The sequence below is a fragment of the Burkholderia ambifaria AMMD genome, from assembly GCF_000203915.1.
GTDB lineage: Bacteria > Pseudomonadota > Gammaproteobacteria > Burkholderiales > Burkholderiaceae > Burkholderia > Burkholderia ambifaria.
Genome location: NC_008392.1, coordinates 803,535 through 822,507 on the forward strand (window position 1 = coordinate 803,535; position 18,973 = coordinate 822,507).

An 18,973-nucleotide genomic window follows, 5' to 3' on the forward strand; every position below is an offset into this window, starting at 1 on the left:
GCATGTCGCGTGAAAATCTTTGAACGATTGTGAAGCGATGCCGACGCGATGCCATTCAGATCGAATCGGTCACAAATGTTGACTTTCGGGATGCAGGTGGCCGTCCTATGCTGAACGCTCCCGATCAACACGTGCCGGGAATCCACCACGTCGGTCGAGGACTGGCCGCGCGGTTTTGGCAGGCATTCCACCGTTTCCCCGCTTCACCTGAACGTCATGCTCTTTTGGAGATTCGATGATATTGCCGGAGGACGTAAGGTTTCATACACCCGTCGACGTTTCGTACGACTGGGCGGAGACGAATTTTTTCTCGGTCTATGTGCCGGAGGCCAACATTACGGCCTGGGTGTACACGATAGCGAGGCCGGGCATAGGCGCCTTCGTGGCCGACGTGTCGATGATCGACAGCCTGGGAAGGACGTCGCTCGAGGCGCTGTATGTCGATTTTCAGCAGCATCTGCCGATGCCGGAACGCCTTGAGCACTACGAGCTGCCCAATGGCCTCAGCGTTCGAACGATGAACGAGCCGCGCGATTACCAGGTCGACTACGTCGGCGTGGACGGCACCGAGCTGCATTGGACCGTGCGGGGCCTGATGGAGCCGTACGACATTCACGACAAGTCGATGGATCCGCTGGCTTGCGCGGATGTCGACACGACCGGCTTCGGCGCCGCGTACGCGAATCATTTCGACATGACGGTGCACGTCACAGGCACGCTGAAAGTACGCGGACGTATTCATGAAGTGGATTGCGTATCGACCATGGACCACAGCTGGGGGCCGCGTAACGAGCGCGGGTTGCGCCCGATGGGCTGGGTGAATGCCAGCTTCTCCCGATCGCTCGCGTTCCAGACGATCTGGACCTTCGAGCCGTTCGCGGACGGTTGGCATCAATTCAAGCTCGCTCACGGCTACGCATTCGTCGACGGGAAAGTGCGCGGGCTCGTATCCGGACGCCAGCGGGCGGTTCGGCGCGGCGCGTTTCCGTTCAGTTACGAGCAGGTGCTCGTCGATGTCGACGAGGTCGAACACCATTTGCTCGGCGTCCCGGTTGCACAGCATCCATGGGCTTGCTACAGCAACACCATGCCCGTGCTGTCGATGATGCGCTGGTTCTACAAAGGCCAGGAGGGATATGGACAGGCTCAGGAGAATTGGCCGCTCGACAAGTTTACGGGGCTGGGAATCCGGTCATGACGGCAAGGCCGTCGACATGCGCGCAGCTCGCGGAAAACGTTCATGCGAGGGAGCGCCATGCTCGCGCTTGCGGTACTTTCAGCAGTGACAATCGTTCACTTTCAACGGGACATGCTGAACCTATGATGTTCTCGAAGCAGTCGGAAAGTAACCTCGACATTTCACCGTGTCTGAACAACATGCTCTTCAACCGTATCGGGAGTAGTGCCATGACGACTCAAACCCTTGCGCCGAATTCGAATGCCGTTCCACAACCGGACCGTGCGTCGATCACGACCGACGATATCCTCGCCGCGATCAAGACGTGGATGCGCGAACAGAATCTCGGCGAGCCGTCCGATCTGAACGCAACCTTCTCCGATTCCGGTTTCGACTCGCTGGATTCCGTCCAGCTGTCTTTTTTTCTCCAGGACGAGTTTGGCGTTCAGATCGACGAGACCGTGCTGTACAACTATCCGACGTTTGCAACACTGATCGACTACGTGAAGGCCCGGCTCTGAGCGCGCTCGCGCACAGGTGAATGAAAGTACGACCGGGAAGGCCTTGATCGTCGTCTGGCCGAACGGTCTGCGGCGGCCAGTCATCTGAACGCAATGCATAGCAGGACCGAATCGACATGATCGAAAGTTCTCCTCAAGATAGTGAGCGCGGTGCGCGTCACACATCTACTCGCCTGAACGCACCGTTTCGCTCTTGCGTAATCGGTTGCGGCTCCGCTCTGCCGGAGCGGCGTGTGACGAACGATGAACTGGCACGGACGGTGGATACGTCCGACGAGTGGATCGTCAGGCGTTCAGGCATCCGCGAACGAAGGATCGCGGCGGCGCACGAGAAAACCTCGGATTTCGCGATTGCCGCAGCCCGCCGTGCGCTGGAGCGGGCCGATCTGACCGGCGCCGATCTCGACCTGCTCATCGTCGCGACGACCACCGCCGATCAGACGGTGCCATCGACCGCCGCGCGCGTGCAGGCCGCGATCGGAATGCATCAAGGCGCCGCTTTCGATGTGAATGCGGCCTGTTCGGGGTTCGTGTACGCCCTTTCGGTGGCAGACAGCATGATGCGGCTCGGGCAAGTCGGTACCGCTCTGGTGATCGGCGCGGAAACGCTGTCGCGCATCGTCGACTGGACCGAACGTGAGAGTTGCGTACTGTTCGGCGACGGTGCCGGCGCCGTGATCCTGCGGGCCGAGCCCAGTGACGGCAGCACGAACCAGCGTGGTGTGCTCTCCACGCACCTGCATTCGGACGGACGGCATCAGGACAAGATTCGCACGGATGGAGGCGTGTCGTCGACCGGGACGGTCGGCAAGGTGCGCCTCGAAGGGCGCGAGGTGTTCCTGCATGCCGTCATGAATCTCACTGCCGTGGCGGACGAGGCACTCGCCGCGACCGGCTTGTCGCGCGATGACGTCGACTGGCTGGTCCCGCATCAGGCCAACCAGCGCATCGTCGAAACCGTGGGACAGCAACTGCACATTCCGGCCGAGAAGACCGTGCTGACCGTCGATCGCCATGCCAATACCTCCGCGGCGTCGATCCCGCTTGCGCTGGATGCGGCGGTGACGGACGGACGTGTGAAGGAGGGCGACCTCGTGCTGCTCGCATCGATGGGTGGCGGCTTTACGTGGGGATCGGCATTGCTGCGCTGGTAATCGAAGGGCGCAGCTGACGGCGCCCCGCATGCAAGCCGCGATAGCCGGCCTCATCCCGACCCCGACGAGCAAGGATTCGACCATGACGCTACGCAACGTCTCGCTGGCCGACAAATACGCGTTGAGCGAGGATCGCATTTTCATCTCGGGTGCACAGGCCGTCGTACGCATGCTGTTGATGCAGCGCGAGCGCGATCGGCAAGCCGGGCTGAATACGGGCGGTTTCGTGTCCGGCTATCGCGGCTCGCCGCTGGGCGGACTCGACCATCAGCTCTGGAAAGCCGGCAACGCGCTGGCCGCGGCCGATATCGTGTTCCAGCCGGGCCTCAACGAGGAATTGGCCGCCGCCGCGGTGTGGGGTTCGCAGCAGGCCGAGATGCTCGGTGAAGGCCGACGCGATGGTGTCTTCGCGCTCTGGTACGGCAAGGGACCGGGCGTCGATCGGGCCGGGGACGTCTTTCGCCACGCCAATCTCGCGGGCTCATCGAAGCATGGCGGTGCGCTGGCGCTGATGGGCGACGACCATCTCGCCGAATCGTCGAGCGCGGCGCATGCCAGCGAATTTGCTTTCGCGGATGCCATGATTCCGATCCTGAATCCGGCCGGCGTGCAGGAGATCATCGAATACGGGCTGCTTGGCTACGCGTTATCGCGCTATGCGGGCACCTGGGTGGCCATCAAGTGCGTGAAGGACAACATCGAATCGACCGCGTCGGTGGACCTGTCGACGAGCCGGATCGATATCGTCGTGCCGGATCTGGTGTTGCCGCCGGGCGGATTGAACATCCGCCGGGAGGTCGATGCGCTCGGGCAGGAGGAGCGCATGCTCGTCCACAAGCGTCGCGCGGCCGCCGCCTTCGTCCACGCCAATCGCCTGAATCGAATCGTGTTCACGGGCGGCCCGCGCGCCCGGCTCGGCATCGTCACGACCGGCAAGAGCCATCTGGATACGCTGCAGGCGTTGCGCGATCTCGGAATCGACGCCGCGCGTGCCAACGCGCTGGGCTTGCGGCTGTTCAAGATCGGCTGCCCGTGGCCGCTGGACCATGCGCACGTCGCCGAGTTCGTGCAGGGGCTCGAATGCGTCGTCGTGGTCGAGGAGAAGCGGGCGCTCATCGAAACCCAGCTGCGCGAGCAGCTGTATGGCACACGTCATTGCATGGCGATCGTCGGCAAGCACGACGAGCAGGGGCGAGTGCTGTTTCCGCCGACCGGTGCGCTGGATTCGAACCTGATCGGCATCGCGTTGGGTGAACGCATTCTGGCGTTGTTCGGGCCGTCGGAAACGATTGCCGCGCGGTTGGCGAGATTGCGCGACGCGTGGGCGGCGCAGCTTGGCGCCAAGACGCTCGCCGCGCGCGTGCCGCACTTCTGCCCCGGCTGCCCGCACAATTCGTCGACCCGGCTTCCCGAGGGCTCGATCGCAGGTGGTGGAATCGGTTGCCATTTCATGGCGATGTGGATGGATCGCGGGACCATCGGCTTCACCGCGATGGGCGTGGAGGGTGCGCAGTGGATCGGGCAGGCCCCGTTCTCGCGGCGCGACCATTTCTTCCAGAATCTCGGGGACGGCACCTACAATCATTCGGGATCGCTGGCGCTGCGATTCGCGCTGGCGGCCGGCGTCAACATCACCTACAAGATCCTGTTCAACGATGCGGTGGCGATGACGGGAGGCCAGCCGGTCGAGGGCCGGCTGACCGTCGATGCGATCGCGCGACAGGTGCATGCGGAAGGCGTCGAGCGCATCGCCGTGGTGAGTGACGAGCCGGACAAATACGCGGGCGTGGCGCGGTTTCCCGACGGCACCACGGTTCACCATCGTGCGGAGCTCGATGCATTGCAACGCGAATTGCGCAACGTACCGGGTGTGTCGGTCCTGATCTACGACCAGACCTGCGCGGCGGAAAAGCGGCGCCGTCGCAAGCGCGGCAAGCTACCCGATCCCGATCGCCGCGTGCTGATCAACGAACTGGTATGCGAGGGCTGCGGCGATTGCGGTGTCGCGTCCAATTGCGTTGCGATACAGCCGGTCGAAACGGAGTTCGGCCGCAAGCGGCGCATCGACCAGTCGAGCTGCAACAAGGATTTCTCCTGTGTCGACGCGTTTTGTCCCGCGTTCGTCACCGTGCATGGAGCGAAGCCGAAGACCGGTCACGGGGCGCTCGACGGGAGCGAGCCGATAGCGGATTTGCCCACACCGGACGAGTACCCCCTCGACCGCGGGTGGTGCGCGATCGTGAACGGTGTCGGTGGAACCGGCGTGATCACGATCGGCGCGGTGCTCGGCATGGCCGCGCATCTGGAGGGCAAGGGCGTCGGCATCATCGACATGGCCGGTCTTGCGCAGAAGGGCGGCGCCGTGCATTCGCATCTGCGGATCGCGAGGACGCCGGCCGACGTCGACTGCGTACATGTCGCAGCCGGCCAGGCAGATTTCGTTCTCGGTGGGGACCTGGTCGTGACGGGGTCCGGCAAGGTGCTCGCGACCCTCCGCCGAGGGCATACGCGTTGCCTGGTGAACACGGCCGAGACCATGCCGGGCGACTTCACTCGGTCCGCGGACTTCAGCTTGCCGGCGCAGTCGCTGAAGCATGCGATCCAGGATGCCGCCGGACCTGACCAGACCCGCTTCTTCGATGCCACGGCCGCGGCGGTTGCGCTGTTCGGCGAATCGATCGCGGCGAATATGCTGTTGCTCGGCATGGCCTGCCAGCTCGGGAGCCTTCCGGTTTCGCCACAGGCAATCGAGAAGGCGATCGAACTGAACGGCGAAGCCGCCGCGATGAATCTCGCCGCGTTTCGCTGGGGCCGGCGCGCCGCGCATGCACCGGCGTCGGTGCTCGACGCGATGTCCAATGTCGAGGCTACCCGCCGCGACAAGCCCGCCACGACGATCCACGAGGTCGTCGAGCGGCGGGCGGCATTCCTGACCGATTACCAGGATGCGGCCTACGCGCGGCGCTATCGCGCGCATGTCGAGCGCATACGGGCGGCCGAGGCGTCGGCCGCGCCGGGTTCGTCCGCCGTGACCGAGGCGGTGGCGCGCAACCTGTTCCGGCTCATGGCAATCAAGGACGAATACGAGGTCGCGCGACTGTATACGGACGGGCGATTCCGCCGGCAACTCGAAACGGAATTCGATGGTTACGACCGGCTCGAATTTCATCTGGCGCCGCCGCTGTTCGCTCGCCGCGATGCGCAAGGCCGGCCCGTGAAGGTGCGCTATCGGGAATGGATCACCGCGGCATTCGGGGTGTTGGCGCGTCTGAAGCGCGTGCGCGGTACGTGGCTGGATGTGTTCGGCCATACCGCCGAGCGCCGCATGGAGCGTGCATTGCTCACGCAGTATGCCGACGATCTCGATCGCGTCGCCGAATTGATCGGAGGCGGCCGTATCGACGCGGCGAGGGAACTCGCATCGATACCCGAGATGATCCGTGGCTTCGGGCACGTGAAGGCCGCGAACGTCGCGCGTGCGACGGACGCCCGGGCGCGACTGCTTGAGCGGATCAATCAACCGGATCAGGCCGCTTCGTCGGAGGCGCCGAAGCGGGTGATCCCGGTTACGGTGGTGGAAGCCTAGCGAATGCTTCCGGCGTCGCGCGACGACGCACATTCTCTGCACACGCGTCGCCGCGGCAAGGTTCGTGAGTTCGAAGGGAGACGCGGTCACGGCGTGCCGCGTCGTCCGTCAGGACAGTGCGCGCCGAGCCGAACGCGCACACCGCCGCAATCGATCGTTCAGAGATCCGGCCACTCGCCGCCGATGTAGGCGTGCACGTAGTCGTCCTGCGCCATCGGTGCTCTGATCAACTCGGTCGACAACCCGAATGCGTCGAGCAGCCGATCCAGATCGCCGAGAACGATGTCGAATGCCCCCGACAATGCGCGATCGCGTTCGACGTAGTCCAGCGACCCGCCGAAATGCTCGAGCGCATAAATCGTCGCGAGGGCCAGCGCCGAGTCGGCATCGTCGGCGGCATGCACGTCCTGCAGGAATCCCTCGAGTGCGATCCGGCGGCCATGCGCTCTGGCCAGGTCGAGCAGCGCGGGAAGGCGCGGGTTCCATGCGGCGAACGCAGCCTCTGGATCGGATGCATCGAGTGCGAGACCGTGCGTCGCCCGAGCGTGCTGGCGGTGCTCTTCGAAGCGGGCCAGCTGGCGGAGTGCCGCCGCATCGTCGATCCGCTCCGGCGTGCCGATGTCCGCCGAAAGGCGGGATGGCGAGGAGGCGAGTTCGCGGCCGATCTCGAGCAGGATCAACTGGTTGTCGCCGCCGGCGGACGAATAAGCGTCCGTCAGGTCCTCGTAGCTGCCGAATCGATTCGCGCCGAGGCATCCGTGCGCGCCACTGGCGCGGCGGCAATTGCGGATCACGTCGGCGGCGCCGGCGACGGTCACCGCCTTCGTCAACGCCCCCATTCGGTGAACGGCGGCCCAAGGCACGGCCGCGATATCGGACGACATGGCTTCACTGCCGTCACTCGCCACCAGCCGGCGTGCGAAATGGCTGATCACGAACGCTTCGGCCAACGCGCCGAACAGCAGGCTCTGCTGATTGCGAAATTCCAGCATGCGCCGGTTGCCGCCAAGCCGCGCACCGGTCGTTCGCCGCTGCGCGTATCGCAGGTTGGTCCAGATGCACGCCCGTGCCGCGGCCGACACGCCAACGGCAGTCGCGGTCGTGGCGTTCGCACTGACGCCCAGCGAGCGGACGAGGCGCTGGTCGGCGCCCAACGGATCGTGGAACTGCCCGTTCGCGTCGATGGTGGCCGTGTCCTGAAGCCAGTGCGTGCGCGGCACGCGTACGCGCGCGAACGATACGAGGCTGTAGTCCAGCCCCATCGACGACACGCCGGCGAGCGCCTTGACGTGTATGCCGTCGAACACGCGCACGCGGTCGCGAATCGGCACCACGAACGGAAACAGGCCGCGATTCTCGCCGCCGCACCAGAGCTGCGCAAATACCACGCCGGTTTTCGCGACGCCGTCCAATGCAACGTTCGCCATCATCTTGCACGCGCGCTCGTTGGGCGTGACCAGCACGAAGCTGTCGGTCGCCGGATCGTATTCGGCGCGCGTCGCGACCGACAGATGGCTGCAGGCCACGCCGACCTCGGTGATCAGGATCGCCGCGACTGACGAAAGACTGTCGAGTTCGTCGATGATGCGGTCCAGTTCGACGGACGGCTTGCCCAGCGTCTTGATCGTCGCGAGGCATACGCCGTAGTGCGCCTGCGCGACGTTGAACAGCGGCGGGCTGACGGTGGCCGCGAAGGCCAGCGTGTCGAAAAGACGATGGCGATCCGCCAGCAACGCCGTGCCACCGCCCGCGTGCCGGTTGAGCAGATGCAGTTGTTCGTAAATGCGTGACTGCATCGTGTAGCGATCGGGTTCGTCGCGCACGGCATCGAAAGACGGATGCGTCAGCAAGCTTGCGAGGGCGCGGGTGTATCTGGCGTCCTGCTCGTATGTCGGTTGATCCAGCATGGCGAGGCTCCCATTGAATGTCCGCAGTCGACCACCGGAGATCATCGATCTTTGCATATCGACGTTGCGCGGAATTTGAATTTTTCTGAAGCACGGATTCGCTTGTGCGCAGCGGCCGATGGTGACAAAAGTTCACTTTGCGCGCTCAGAGCACCGTTTTATGCTGGCCGCACTTCGCACGCAGTGATGTGCAATACAACACCTGATCGAAGCGCATATGGCAGAGCCACTTCCGATAGACGCGACGGAATTCGCGAACGAAACGCCCGTGGTTTTCGACGTCGGCGCCGGGACGCCGCTGCGCGCGGTGCGGCTGAAATCGGACGCGCGGACGATTCGGCGCGAACGACATGGCGAACCGCGGTGGCAGCGGCGCATCACGCCGCGCGTGCCGCGTCCAACGAACCTGCGGTGACCCAGGCGGGGTCGCGGGATTTTCTCCACTGCTACTTGCGGGGATCCACATGCAAGGAACCAGCCTCCCTGTATCGCGCATTGCGATAACGGGTACTGCATATCGTTTCCCTGGCGATGCCGCTTGCCACGAATCCTACTGGGCGTTGCTCGAATCGGGACGCACTGCGGTCCGCGAGACACCGATGGCCCGCTTCGACATCCAGCCGTTCTTCAGCGAAGACGCGAGCGTGCCGGGGACCACTTATGTGCGCAATGGCGGCTATGTGGAAGGCGCATTCGAATTTGACGCCGGCTTCTTCCGGATCTCCGAATCGGAAGCGCTCGCGATGGATCCGCAACAACGGTGGATGCTCGAGCTCTGCTGGGCGGCACTGGAAAATGCCGGCATCGCGCCCGGCACGGTGCGCGGGCAAAGCATCGGCGTGTTTCTCGGCAGCGGCGAAGTCGACTACGGCCGCCGCACCGTGTGGGCCGGCGACATGAGCAAGCTGACGACCTACGCGAGGCTGGGCGCGAGCCGACCGACGCTGGCCGGACGGGTGGCGTATTTCCTCGGCGTGCACGGGCCCGCGGTGTTCGTCGATACGGCCTGTTCCTCCTCGCTGACCGCCGTTCATCTGGCTGCGCAGAGCTTGCGTGCGGGTGACTGCGATATCGCGATTGCGGGCGGGATCAATCTGATCCTGTCGCCGGAAGAGACGATCCTGGGCGCTCGCCTGCAGGCCATGTCGCCCAGCGAGATGTGCCGGCCGTTCGACGCCCGCGCCGATGGATATCTGCGCGGCGAGGGCGGCGGCGTGGTCGTGTTGAAGCGCATCGACGACGCGGTCCGTGACGGTGATCGCATCGACGCGGTACTGGCCGGCTCGGCCATCAATAACGATGGCGCGAGCAACGGTCTCACCGCACCCAATGGCGCGGCGCAGGAAAGCGCGATTCGGGTCGCGCTGCGGCGCGCCGGCGTTGGCCCGGCGTCCGTCGCGTACGTCGAGGCTCACGGCACCGGTACGCAACTGGGCGATCCGATCGAATTGACTGCCTTGCGCAATGCCTATACGGCTGGCGTGGAACGGGCGCGCCCGCTGCTGGTCGGCTCGGTCAAGGCGCAAATCGGCCATCTCGAAGCGGGCGCGGGTATCGCGGGGTTGATCAAGGCGATGCTGATCCTGAGCCGCCGCCGGGTGCCGGTTCAGGCGAATTTCGACGATCCGACGCCGCGCTTTCGCTGGGACGACAGCCAGATTTGCGTGCCGCGCACCGGCGAGGACGCGCTGGACGAGAACGGAATGGTGGGCGTCAACGGGTTCGGGATCAGCGGCACCAACGTGCACCTGGTGCTGGCCGGCGCGGGCGCGCGCGAAGTCGCGATGGACGAGGAGCGGATCCCGCGCGTTCTGCCGCTTTCCGCCAGGTCGCCGGAGGCCGTCGTTCGTTTGGCGCACGCATACCGGAAGATGCTCCACACGGCCGGTCCCGCCGCGGGCGACATTTGCTACACGGCAAGCGTCAGGCGCGATCACTGGCCTCACCGCGCGGCCGTGGTGGGAGACAGCCGGGAACAGCTGCTCGAGTCGCTGGACGATTTCCTGGCCGGCAACGCCGAGGGCAACTGGCACTCGGCCAGTGTCGCGAAATCGCGTCGGCTGGTTTTCCTGTTCCCGGGCCAGGGCGCATGGAAACCCGGTGTCGGCGCGCAACTGTACGACGACAATCCGGTGTTTCATCGCTTCGTCGACGAATGCCTCGCGTATCTGGATCCCGCGCTGGCTGCGGATGTGATGGCCGCAATCCGCGGCCATCATCCCGAGACGGTTCGCCATCGCCAAGGGCAACTTGCCCACTTCGTCATCCTCCATTCGCTGGCAAGGACATGGATCGAATCGGGCAACCGACCCGATGCCGTGGTCGGCCATTCGCTCGGCGAGCACGTCGCGGCGACACTGGCCGGTGTGATGACGCTCGAGGACGGCCTGAAGGCGGTCGAGGCGCGCGGCCGGTTGTTCGATACCGCCACGCCGCGCGGCGCGATGCTCGCGGTCGCGGCCGGCGTGACGGAGTTGCAGCGCCTGTTCGAGTTCGGGGAAGTGCTGTTCGTTGCCGGCATCAATGGTCCGGAGCAGACGGTCGTCAGCGGCACGGCCGCGGCAATCGAGGAAGTGCACGCCACCATGGTCGCGATGGGGCGGCGCGCATCGATGCTCGGCACGTACGACACGCCGGGGCATTCGCCGCTGCTGGCGCCGATGCGCCCGGCTTTCGCGCAGGCGTTGTCGGCGCTTCGATTCATGCCGCCGCGCATCACGCTGATCTCGACACTGACCGGCAAGCCCGCCGGTGCCGAAATAGCGGGCATCGAGCATTGGCTGGACCTGGTCGAGCGGCCGGTGCTGTTTGCCGATGCGCTGGGCCAGTTCGCCGATCAGGATTGCGTATTCCTGGAGGTGGGGCCCGGTGCCGCGCTGTCGAATCTGGCGCGCGCGGCGACGCAGAAGTGGGAAAGCGTCGTATCGTCGCTGGCGGACGCGCCGGGCGACGACGCCACGGAATCCATGAACTTCGCCCATGCATGCGCGCACCTGTACTGCCTCGGGTTCATGCGCGACTGGGCCGCGCTGTATCCGCGCCCGCCGCGGCCGGCTCAGGTGCCCACCTATCCGTTCGAGCGCGTGCATCTGGAATTGCCGATGACGTTACGAGCGGCTGCATCGGTCGACACGGAAGTCGAAGGTACGGCGACCGGTCGCGACGCCGGAATATCACACGACGCGTCGAACACCGGACCGACGAGCGTTGAAGCGACATCGGGCGACCTGTCGCGCGAGCGTGCGCACGTGCTCGACGCGATTCGTCGGATCGCGCGTTCCGTGTCCAGCGGTGCCGCTGCGATCGACGACGACGTACCGCTCGCGGCCAGCGGCTTCGACTCGCTTGCGCTGACCGAGCTTCGGTCACGCATGCAGCACATGTTCGGACACACGGTTCCGATGGCGGTGCTTGCACGGGGCGCTTCGATCTCGAGGCTGGCCGAGCTCATGGCCGCGGCACCGATCGCCAAGGACTCGGCGGCGCGGACTTCACAAACGGTGCCGGCGGACATGCGTGAAGCGCTGCCGGCGCGGGGCGCTCCCGAAGATCGCGGCATGCGTGCACCACCGGCCGAGGAGCCGCTCATCGTGCTGCGTCACGGCGAGGGCGAGATGGTTGCGTTGATCCATCCGATCGGAGGCGACGTGCTGTGCTACCAGGCGCTGGCGGACGCGTGGCCCGGAGATCCCACGATCGTCGGCTTGCGGCATCCCGATGTCGACCGGCCGACGCTGCCGTTCCATCGACCGCTCGCCGAACTCGCCAGCGGGTATCGGGATGTGCTCGAGCGCGAGTTCGGGCGCCTGCCTGATCGCGTCGGCGGCTGGTCGTTCGGTGGCCTGGTGGCGCTCGAAATGGCGGCGCAGTGGGAGTCGGAGGGGAAGGTGGCGCCGCCGCTGATGCTGGTCGACAGCCCGTTTCCCACGGGCGACTTCGCGTTGCGATTGAAGGAAATCGTTGGCTCGACGACCGCGTTGCCGTCACTCGCCGACATCGACGCGCTAGCGAAGGATGCGCGCTTTGTCGCGTTGCTCGATCGCGATCTGGGGCTTCTCGAGATGCGGGCGCGGCTCGATCCCCCTGAGTTTGCGCGTATCTCACGGCTCTATGCGTCGAGCGTGGTCTCGATCGTCTCGCGAAGTTTCACCGCGCTGCGCGCGCCGATCCACTACGCGTTGGCCGCCAACGGCGGCAACGGCCGATGCCGCGACGATGTGTGGCCGCATCTCGCCCGCCTGACCACGGGCGCGATCGAGGTGGACGTGTTCGACGACGACCACAACTCGATCGTCGGTGGTGCATCCGTACGGCGGCTTGCGGCGCGGCTAGGGCGGCGCATCGCCGAAATGCAAGCAGCGGCGAGCGGCGATTGACGGTGTTTTCCGAGTGCTGCCCGTGGGCGGACTACCGATGCGAGGAATGAATCATGCAGCATGAAACCCAGGTGACGCTTGCTAAACGCATCTTCGCGTTGATCGATTCCGGCGGCACGGACATGAGCGACGCGTGCGCGAGCAATCCTGTATCCGCATACAGCTGTCCGGCAATCCTGAAGCAGGAGCGACAGCGCTTGTTCACCGGCCGACCGGTGCTGATCGCGACGAGCTGCCAGCTCAAGGCGCCCGGCGATTATCTGACCGACGATCGATGCGGCGTGCCGATCCTGCTCGTGCGCAATCGCGACGGGAAGCTCAACGCGTTCGCCAACGTCTGCCGTCACCGTGGCGCGCGGCTCGCGAATGGCTGCGGCCGCGACACGACATCGTTCGTTTGCCCGTATCACGGCTGGGGCTACAACCTGGAAGGGAAATTGCGCATCCTGTCGCCGCGCGGCGCGTTCCCCGGCCTCGACTGCGAGCATACCGACCTCGTTCGTTTTCCCGTCGCGGAGCGGCATGGGCTCATTTGGGTGTTGCCGCAGGCCGGCGGCACCATCAACGAAGATGCGCTGCTGCCGGGGCTGGACAGCGAGCTGGCTTCATACGGTCTCGCCAACTTCACGCACTTCGGGACGCGAGCGCTGCGCAAACGGCTCAACTGGAAGCTGGCCATCGATACGTTTCTCGAAAGCTGGCATATCGACAAGCTGCATCGGGAAACCATCAATCCGATCTTCCTGCCGGGCATCGGCCTCGTCGATACATTCGGCGACAACATGCGCCTCACGTTTCCGCGCCGCTCGATCGTCGACATGCGCAATCAGCCGGAGGAGAACTGGGATCTGCTGCGCCATACGCTCATCGTCTACGTATTGTTTCCGAATACGCTGTTGAACTGGCAGGGCCGACACTTCGAGATCTGGCGCATGTTTCCCGCCAACGACGAGGATCCCGATCAGTGCATCGCCGAGGCTTCGCTTTACACGCCCACACCCGTCGGCAATGCCCAGACCGACGCGTACTGGCGGCGCAATTTCGATCTGCTGATGAACGTCGTGGAGAAGGAAGACTTCGATCTCGCGGAACAGATTCAGCGCGGTTTCAACGCACGCACGCAACAGAGCATCACGTTCGGGCGGCATGAACCGGCGTTGGGCTATTACCACGAGCGGCTGCGACGGGCAGTCGCGGCGGATCGGGAGGAGAAGGAGGAGGCCGCGGCCTAGGTGACGACGGCGCGGTAGTGGTCGGCGATGAAGGCCGCGATGGTGGTGCCGCACATCGGCTCGCCGAGATAGAAGCCCTGACCTTCGACGCCCGGCAAGGTGCGCGCCCATTCGAACTGTTGCGCGGTCTCGATACCCGTCATCACGATCTGCTTGCCATGGCTCGTTGCAAGATGCACCAGGGTTTCGACCACACGCGTGGATTCTGCATTCTGCGGGACGTCACGGATCAGCGATCGATCGAACTTGACGATGTCCACCGGCAATTGCTGGAGCAAGGTCAGCGAGTTGAAACCTGCGCCAAAGTCGTCGAGGGCGACGCGCACGCCGACTGCCTGCACCGCATGAATCGTTTCCACCAGCCAATCGAGCTCCGCGGGCGGAACGACGTCGGTCAGTTCGATTTCGAAGCGGTTCGGAGGGAGATCGAGCGACTCGAGCAGCGCGGCGAGCTGAGCCGGAAATTCCGGATGCCCCAATTCGAGCGCGGACAGGTTGATGGAGAGCGACAAGCCCGGATAACCGTCCACCGTCCACTGCGCGAGCGTGCGAGCCGCGTGATGGGTAAGGAGATCGGTGAACCGGCCGGCGAGGAACGAATCCTCGACGACGCTGATGAACGAGTTCGGTTCGAGGACGCCGCGCTGCGGATGTTGCCAGCGCATCAGATATTCGAACCCGGACAGGCGGAATTCCTGCAGGGCGAACCTGGGCTGCAGCAGGAAAAAGAATTCGCCCTGGTGAAGCCCCCGTTCGGCGTCGTTGAGTGGGTGGTTTGTCAAGGAGGTGAGGTTCATGAATATTCCAGCAAGCCGAATCAGGATGTCTGCTTCTTTGGGATGGCTAGATTCTATGGAGCGAGTCTTGAATTTTCAACTTCCAAAAATAAACAAATGTAAATTATTTTAACTGACTGGAAGTTGAGGGATTGATTTGTCATTGTGGGTCTTATTTTCAGAGGGGCATTGATTTTGAGATTGATTTATATTGCATTTCGACGTTATTGCGGAGTGGCATGCGTCGCTAATGCCGGGTTCCTGTGGGGCGTGATGGCGGCGGATCGGTATGTTCCGGGAATGCAGTGCCGCAGGGCATGGAGGGCTGAATGTAAAAATGAAAATATGGGTAATTTATTGGAATAAAATATGCAATTCCAATTGAATAAAATTTATTGTATAATTTGATCAATATGCGCGCGTATTTTTCATCAATGCTCCTATGGATGTTGGTCGATCACCATAGTGATGGTCGTATGTGTGCAATGATTTATTGAGATAATTTAATACTAATAAAAACGATTTTCGGGGGAGTTCTCGGGATTTTGTGTGGTCATTTCGAGTGTCGTTTAGTGAGTTTTTGTGAAACATCATCGAATTGACATGGTTGGAAGAATTTTTGCATCGAGATGGCGTCGCTCGCGTGTCGAGCGCGATCGGTTGGTGCAGGCCCCCCGCTTCGATCTCGCAGGAGAATGGGTGTGCATGACGTTCGTGCTCATGCTTATGTGTCTGGCGTTGACGACGACCCACCTGCTGCATCGCGTCGACCGTGCCTTTTTCGAGCTTGCGGCACAAGCTGCCGATGGCGGCGCGGGCAAACCACTGGCAGTGATCGTCGTCGACGACCGTACGATCGAGCATCTGGGTGGTTGGCCATTCAGTCGCGAAACCCGCGAGCGGATGATGGACCGGCTCGTCGGCAGCGGCGTCGCCGCGATCGGCATCGACCTGACGAGCTTGCGTGACGCAAGCCACGCCCGTGCTGCCGACAAGGCTACCGACAAGGCAGCCGCCGAGACGACTGGCCGAGACAACGGGCGAACGGCTTCCGCGGCCCCCGCGGCCGGCACGCAGGGCCGCAGGAGTGCCTGTGCCGGCGCCGCCTCGCTTCAATGCGATCCGCCCTATGAACTCTATTCGTATATCAATGTGCTGGACGGCCGCGTGCCGTCCGACAGCCTGAGTGGCCGACCCGTCCTGATTCGAGCATCGATCGACGGGGCGGCCGCGTGGCCGGCCGCATCGCCGGACAGCGGGTTGCCGCTGGCGAGTGTCGACATGGCAGGAAGTGCGAACGAAGCACGGCTCAAGACTTCGGTCCCGCGCGAAATCGATTTCGCAATCGAACTGCTGTTCAACGAGTGGGTCGTGTGCATGGCCTGCGCATTGCTCTATCGGCTGACGCCGCGCGCCGGCATGGTTGCCACCTTCGCCCTGACGCTCGCGATCGCCGCAGGCGCGTTCGCGCTGTTTCGGTTTGGCGACCGCATTCTGCCGCCCACCACGGGCATGCTCATCTGCGTGCTCGCCTGTGTGCTGTGGTCGTGGCGACGCCTGGAAGCGCTGTTGCGCTTCATCGTTCGGCTCGCGGATCGACTGACGACCGAGCCTTCGCTGCACGCGGAGCCCGCCGTCGTGCCGCATTGCATGGACCCGGTCTGGCGAGAACTGAGCAGGGCGGGTGCGCTGGACGCGCAGGTGCGAAGGTATCGCGCGCTGATCGACGCGTGGGTCGACAGCCTGCCGGAAGCGACACTGATCGCGTCGGCATCGGGCGTCGTTCTGTTGGCGAACGAGCGGGTGGCGGCGTTGTGCGGGGAGCTCGACGGGAATCCGGGGGCGCGCCATTCGCCGGCCGGGCGCTCGGTCTCCGATGTGCTGTTTCAGATCACGGCGTCACACCGGGCCAATGAATTCGCCGCACAGGCGCTGACATGGCTCAATCACTCGCCGCACGGCGACGATCTGTCGGCGCAGACGAAATCGCAGCTCGATCAGGGCGTCGAGATCGCCAATGCACGCGGCGGCCTCTCGTTGCTGATCAAGTGCGCGCCGATCCGGCCGTCCGCGTTCGGCGAGCGTGCGCTGGTCTTCCATGTGGCCGACGTGTCGTCCGTACGGCTCGCCGAGCGGCAGCGCGACATGGTCCTGCGTTTCCTGTCGCACGACATGCGGTCTCCGCAGGCGTCGATTCTCGCGCTCGCTTCGCAGATAAAGCGCGATCCGTCGCGGTACACGCCGCAGCGGTTCGCAGAACTGATTTCGCAGTATGCGACGCGGGCGCTCAACCTGTCCGATGATTTTCTGTTTCTCGCCAAGGCCGAAAGCCTGCCGCCGAAGCTCGCCGCGGTGGATCCTGCGCTGGTGCTGGGCGATGCGGTCGACGATCTGCTGCCGCAGGCGAGTGCGAAATCCACGATCGTCAACCTGATGGCGGAGCCGGGGCTGAGCACGATCGCCGACGTGCAGCTGCTGCGGCGGGCGTTCGTCAATCTGATCGGCAATGCGATCAAGTTTGGCCGCGAAGCCTCCACCGTCGACGTGGAGCTGTCGGCCACGGAACGGCATGTGAAGATCGCCGTGACCGATTACGGGGCGGGCATATCCGAGCGAGACCAGGAAAAGCTGTTCCGGGAATTCACGCAGCTGGACGGGACCTCGCCATTGTCCGGGCATGGCCTCGGCCTGGCCTTCGTCAAGACGGTCGTGGATTCACTCGGCGGCAAGCTGCAGGTGCGATCGAGGCTCGGAGAAGGGACGACCTTCTTGATGTTCCTGTCGCGGCATGATCACGACGCGGCGCTGGGAAGCTGACCGCGGTGCCGGCCGGATGACGATGTCATTCATCTTCGCGACGCAACCTGTTCGCGTCGACAGATCGAAGTAGCGCGCGCCGCCCCGGAGCCTACGTCGATCGGCTCGTGACGGCCCGGATGATTTCGGCGCGCGTATCGATTGCTGCAAACTCGCGGGCCTTGCGAGCGGCCTCGATCCGGTAGCCTGGATTGGCGAGTACCGTCCGGATCGCGTTGCGCAACGCATCAGGCGTGGGATGTCCGGTTGCAAGATCGATACCGACTCCGGACCACGCGACTCGCGCGTTCACGTCGGCCTTGTCTTCGCTCAGTCCGGCGGTCACGAGCGGAACACCGAAGGTCAATGCCTGGTTGACGCTCCCGTTGCCGCCATTCGTGACAAATACGTCGACCTTGGGCAACAACCATTCATACGGCAGAAAACTGGCCACGCGTGCGTTCGGAGGCATGGTCCCCGGAATGGTGTCGAGCGGCCGGCCGCCGGTGATCGCGACAACCAGAACGCCGGGATCGTCGCCAAGGGCGGCCAACGTGGGTGCGAGCAGCATGCCGAAGTCCTTGTTCGCGACGGTGCCTTGTGTGACGTGTACGACCTTTTTTCGGCCGTCCAGGTCCGCGGCCCACGCAGGCAATGGATGCAGGTTCGGCGTAATGGGCAAGCCCCCGATGAATCGCACGGACGCAGGCAGCGACGCGCGCGGAAATTCGAAGCTCGGCACGGACGGTTGCAAATAGGCGTCCGCGAGTTCAATGGCGGACTCGAAAACGCCTCGATGCAACGGGCGGGCGCCCAGGTCCTTCATGAGTTCATCGGCGCGTGCGATTAGCGGCTGCTCGAACAACCTGTCATGGTCGCGCGAAAGGCCGGCGTACTGCGCACGCTGTGCCTGCGTGGACGCGGGTCGCCACCCGCCAAGATACGGCGCACCGTCATCCCGTTCCCAGGTCAGAAAATACGTACCGCAGATGACCACCCGGGGGCGCCTTTCGCGGGCGCCCAACAGGAGCGGCAGAATGCCGAGGAACCCGCTTTCGGTGAGGATGACGTCGGCGGCGAAGTGGCGTAGCACTGCCTGCAGCATCACATGCTGAAGCGGGATAGGATCGACCAGCGCGCGTTCGACGGCGATCTGAAAACGCATCAATTGCGGTGCATCCTCGGGCAGGTTCCTGAGCGTCGGATCATGGGCAATGACATGGGCAACGTCTGGCGACGCATCGGCCGGAAGAGGATGGAACAACGCGCCGATATCCTCGAACTGCCGGCGAAACTGCTCACCGGTCAGCGCTGCGACTTGATTGCCTTCCGATATCAAGATGGATGCGGCAGACGCCACTGGATTGACATGACCCGCTTCGGACTTGGCGGCAATGAGAATCTTCAACTGGTGTTGTCCCAATATGTGCTGCTTATCGCACTGTTTT

At 64.0% G+C, this 18,973-nt stretch carries 11 protein-coding genes; 8 read left to right on the top strand and 3 right to left on the bottom strand.

The genetic code is table 11. The annotated features are described in order from the left end of the window. The first annotated feature begins 235 nt into the window (after positions 1-235). The 4 genes from BAMB_RS31035 (at position 236) to BAMB_RS31050 (ending at position 6,438) form a co-directional block, all read left to right on the top strand. Entirely contained in the window at positions 236-1,198 is a 963-nt protein-coding gene (locus BAMB_RS31035; RefSeq protein ID WP_011661103.1) for a DUF7065 domain-containing protein, read from the top strand. A 209-nt stretch (positions 1,199-1,407) separates the two neighbouring features. Further along, positions 1,408-1,698, top strand: coding sequence for an acyl carrier protein (locus BAMB_RS35705; protein WP_041491894.1), 291 nt, complete (start codon positions 1,408-1,410; stop codon positions 1,696-1,698). A gap of 116 nt (positions 1,699-1,814) precedes the next feature. Next, complete coding sequence (locus BAMB_RS31045) at positions 1,815-2,852, top strand: beta-ketoacyl-ACP synthase III (RefSeq protein ID WP_011661105.1); 1,038 nt, start codon at positions 1,815-1,817, stop codon at positions 2,850-2,852. Between the two features lie 28 nt (positions 2,853-2,880). Then, complete coding sequence (locus BAMB_RS31050) at positions 2,881-6,438, top strand: indolepyruvate ferredoxin oxidoreductase family protein (protein WP_082089699.1); 3,558 nt, start codon at positions 2,881-2,883, stop codon at positions 6,436-6,438. A 158-nt stretch (positions 6,439-6,596) separates the two neighbouring features. On the opposite strand, the gene BAMB_RS31055 is transcribed toward BAMB_RS31050, so the two are convergent. After that, positions 6,597-8,345, bottom strand: a complete 1,749-nt coding sequence (locus BAMB_RS31055; protein WP_011661107.1) for an acyl-CoA dehydrogenase family protein — start codon at positions 8,343-8,345, stop codon at positions 6,597-6,599. Between the two features lie 217 nt (positions 8,346-8,562). Between BAMB_RS31055 and BAMB_RS35710 the strand changes: the two genes are divergently transcribed. From BAMB_RS35710 to BAMB_RS31070, 3 genes are read left to right on the top strand one after another with little or no spacing between them, the layout of a single operon-like run. Next, positions 8,563-8,760: a hypothetical protein gene (locus tag BAMB_RS35710; protein ID WP_162487082.1), complete on the top strand. Its 198-nt coding sequence runs from the start codon at positions 8,563-8,565 to the stop codon at positions 8,758-8,760. A 49-nt stretch (positions 8,761-8,809) separates the two neighbouring features. Next, a complete protein-coding gene (locus BAMB_RS31065; RefSeq protein ID WP_011661108.1) occupies positions 8,810-12,721 on the top strand; it encodes a type I polyketide synthase in 3,912 nt (1,303 codons plus the stop codon). 53 nt (positions 12,722-12,774) lie between these two features. Then, positions 12,775-13,953 carry an aromatic ring-hydroxylating oxygenase subunit alpha gene (locus BAMB_RS31070; protein WP_011661109.1) on the top strand — a complete coding sequence of 393 codons (1,179 nt, stop codon included), beginning with the start codon at positions 12,775-12,777 and terminating at the stop codon, positions 13,951-13,953. On the opposite strand, the gene BAMB_RS31075 is transcribed toward BAMB_RS31070, so the two are convergent. Then, positions 13,950-14,750: an EAL domain-containing protein gene (locus BAMB_RS31075; RefSeq protein WP_011661110.1), complete on the bottom strand. Its 801-nt coding sequence runs from the start codon at positions 14,748-14,750 to the stop codon at positions 13,950-13,952. The two genes, BAMB_RS31070 and BAMB_RS31075, sit on opposite strands and share 4 nt — an antisense overlap. Positions 14,751-15,434: 684 nt before the next feature. Between BAMB_RS31075 and BAMB_RS31080 the strand changes: the two genes are divergently transcribed. Next, entirely contained in the window at positions 15,435-17,546 is a 2,112-nt protein-coding gene (locus BAMB_RS31080; RefSeq protein WP_127456138.1) for an ATP-binding protein, read from the top strand. Between the two features lie 91 nt (positions 17,547-17,637). On the opposite strand, the gene BAMB_RS31085 is transcribed toward BAMB_RS31080, so the two are convergent. Then, positions 17,638-18,933 (bottom strand): nucleotide disphospho-sugar-binding domain-containing protein, encoded by a 1,296-nt coding sequence (locus BAMB_RS31085; RefSeq protein ID WP_041491896.1) that lies wholly within the window; start codon positions 18,931-18,933, stop codon positions 17,638-17,640. Positions 18,934-18,973 lie beyond the last annotated feature (40 nt).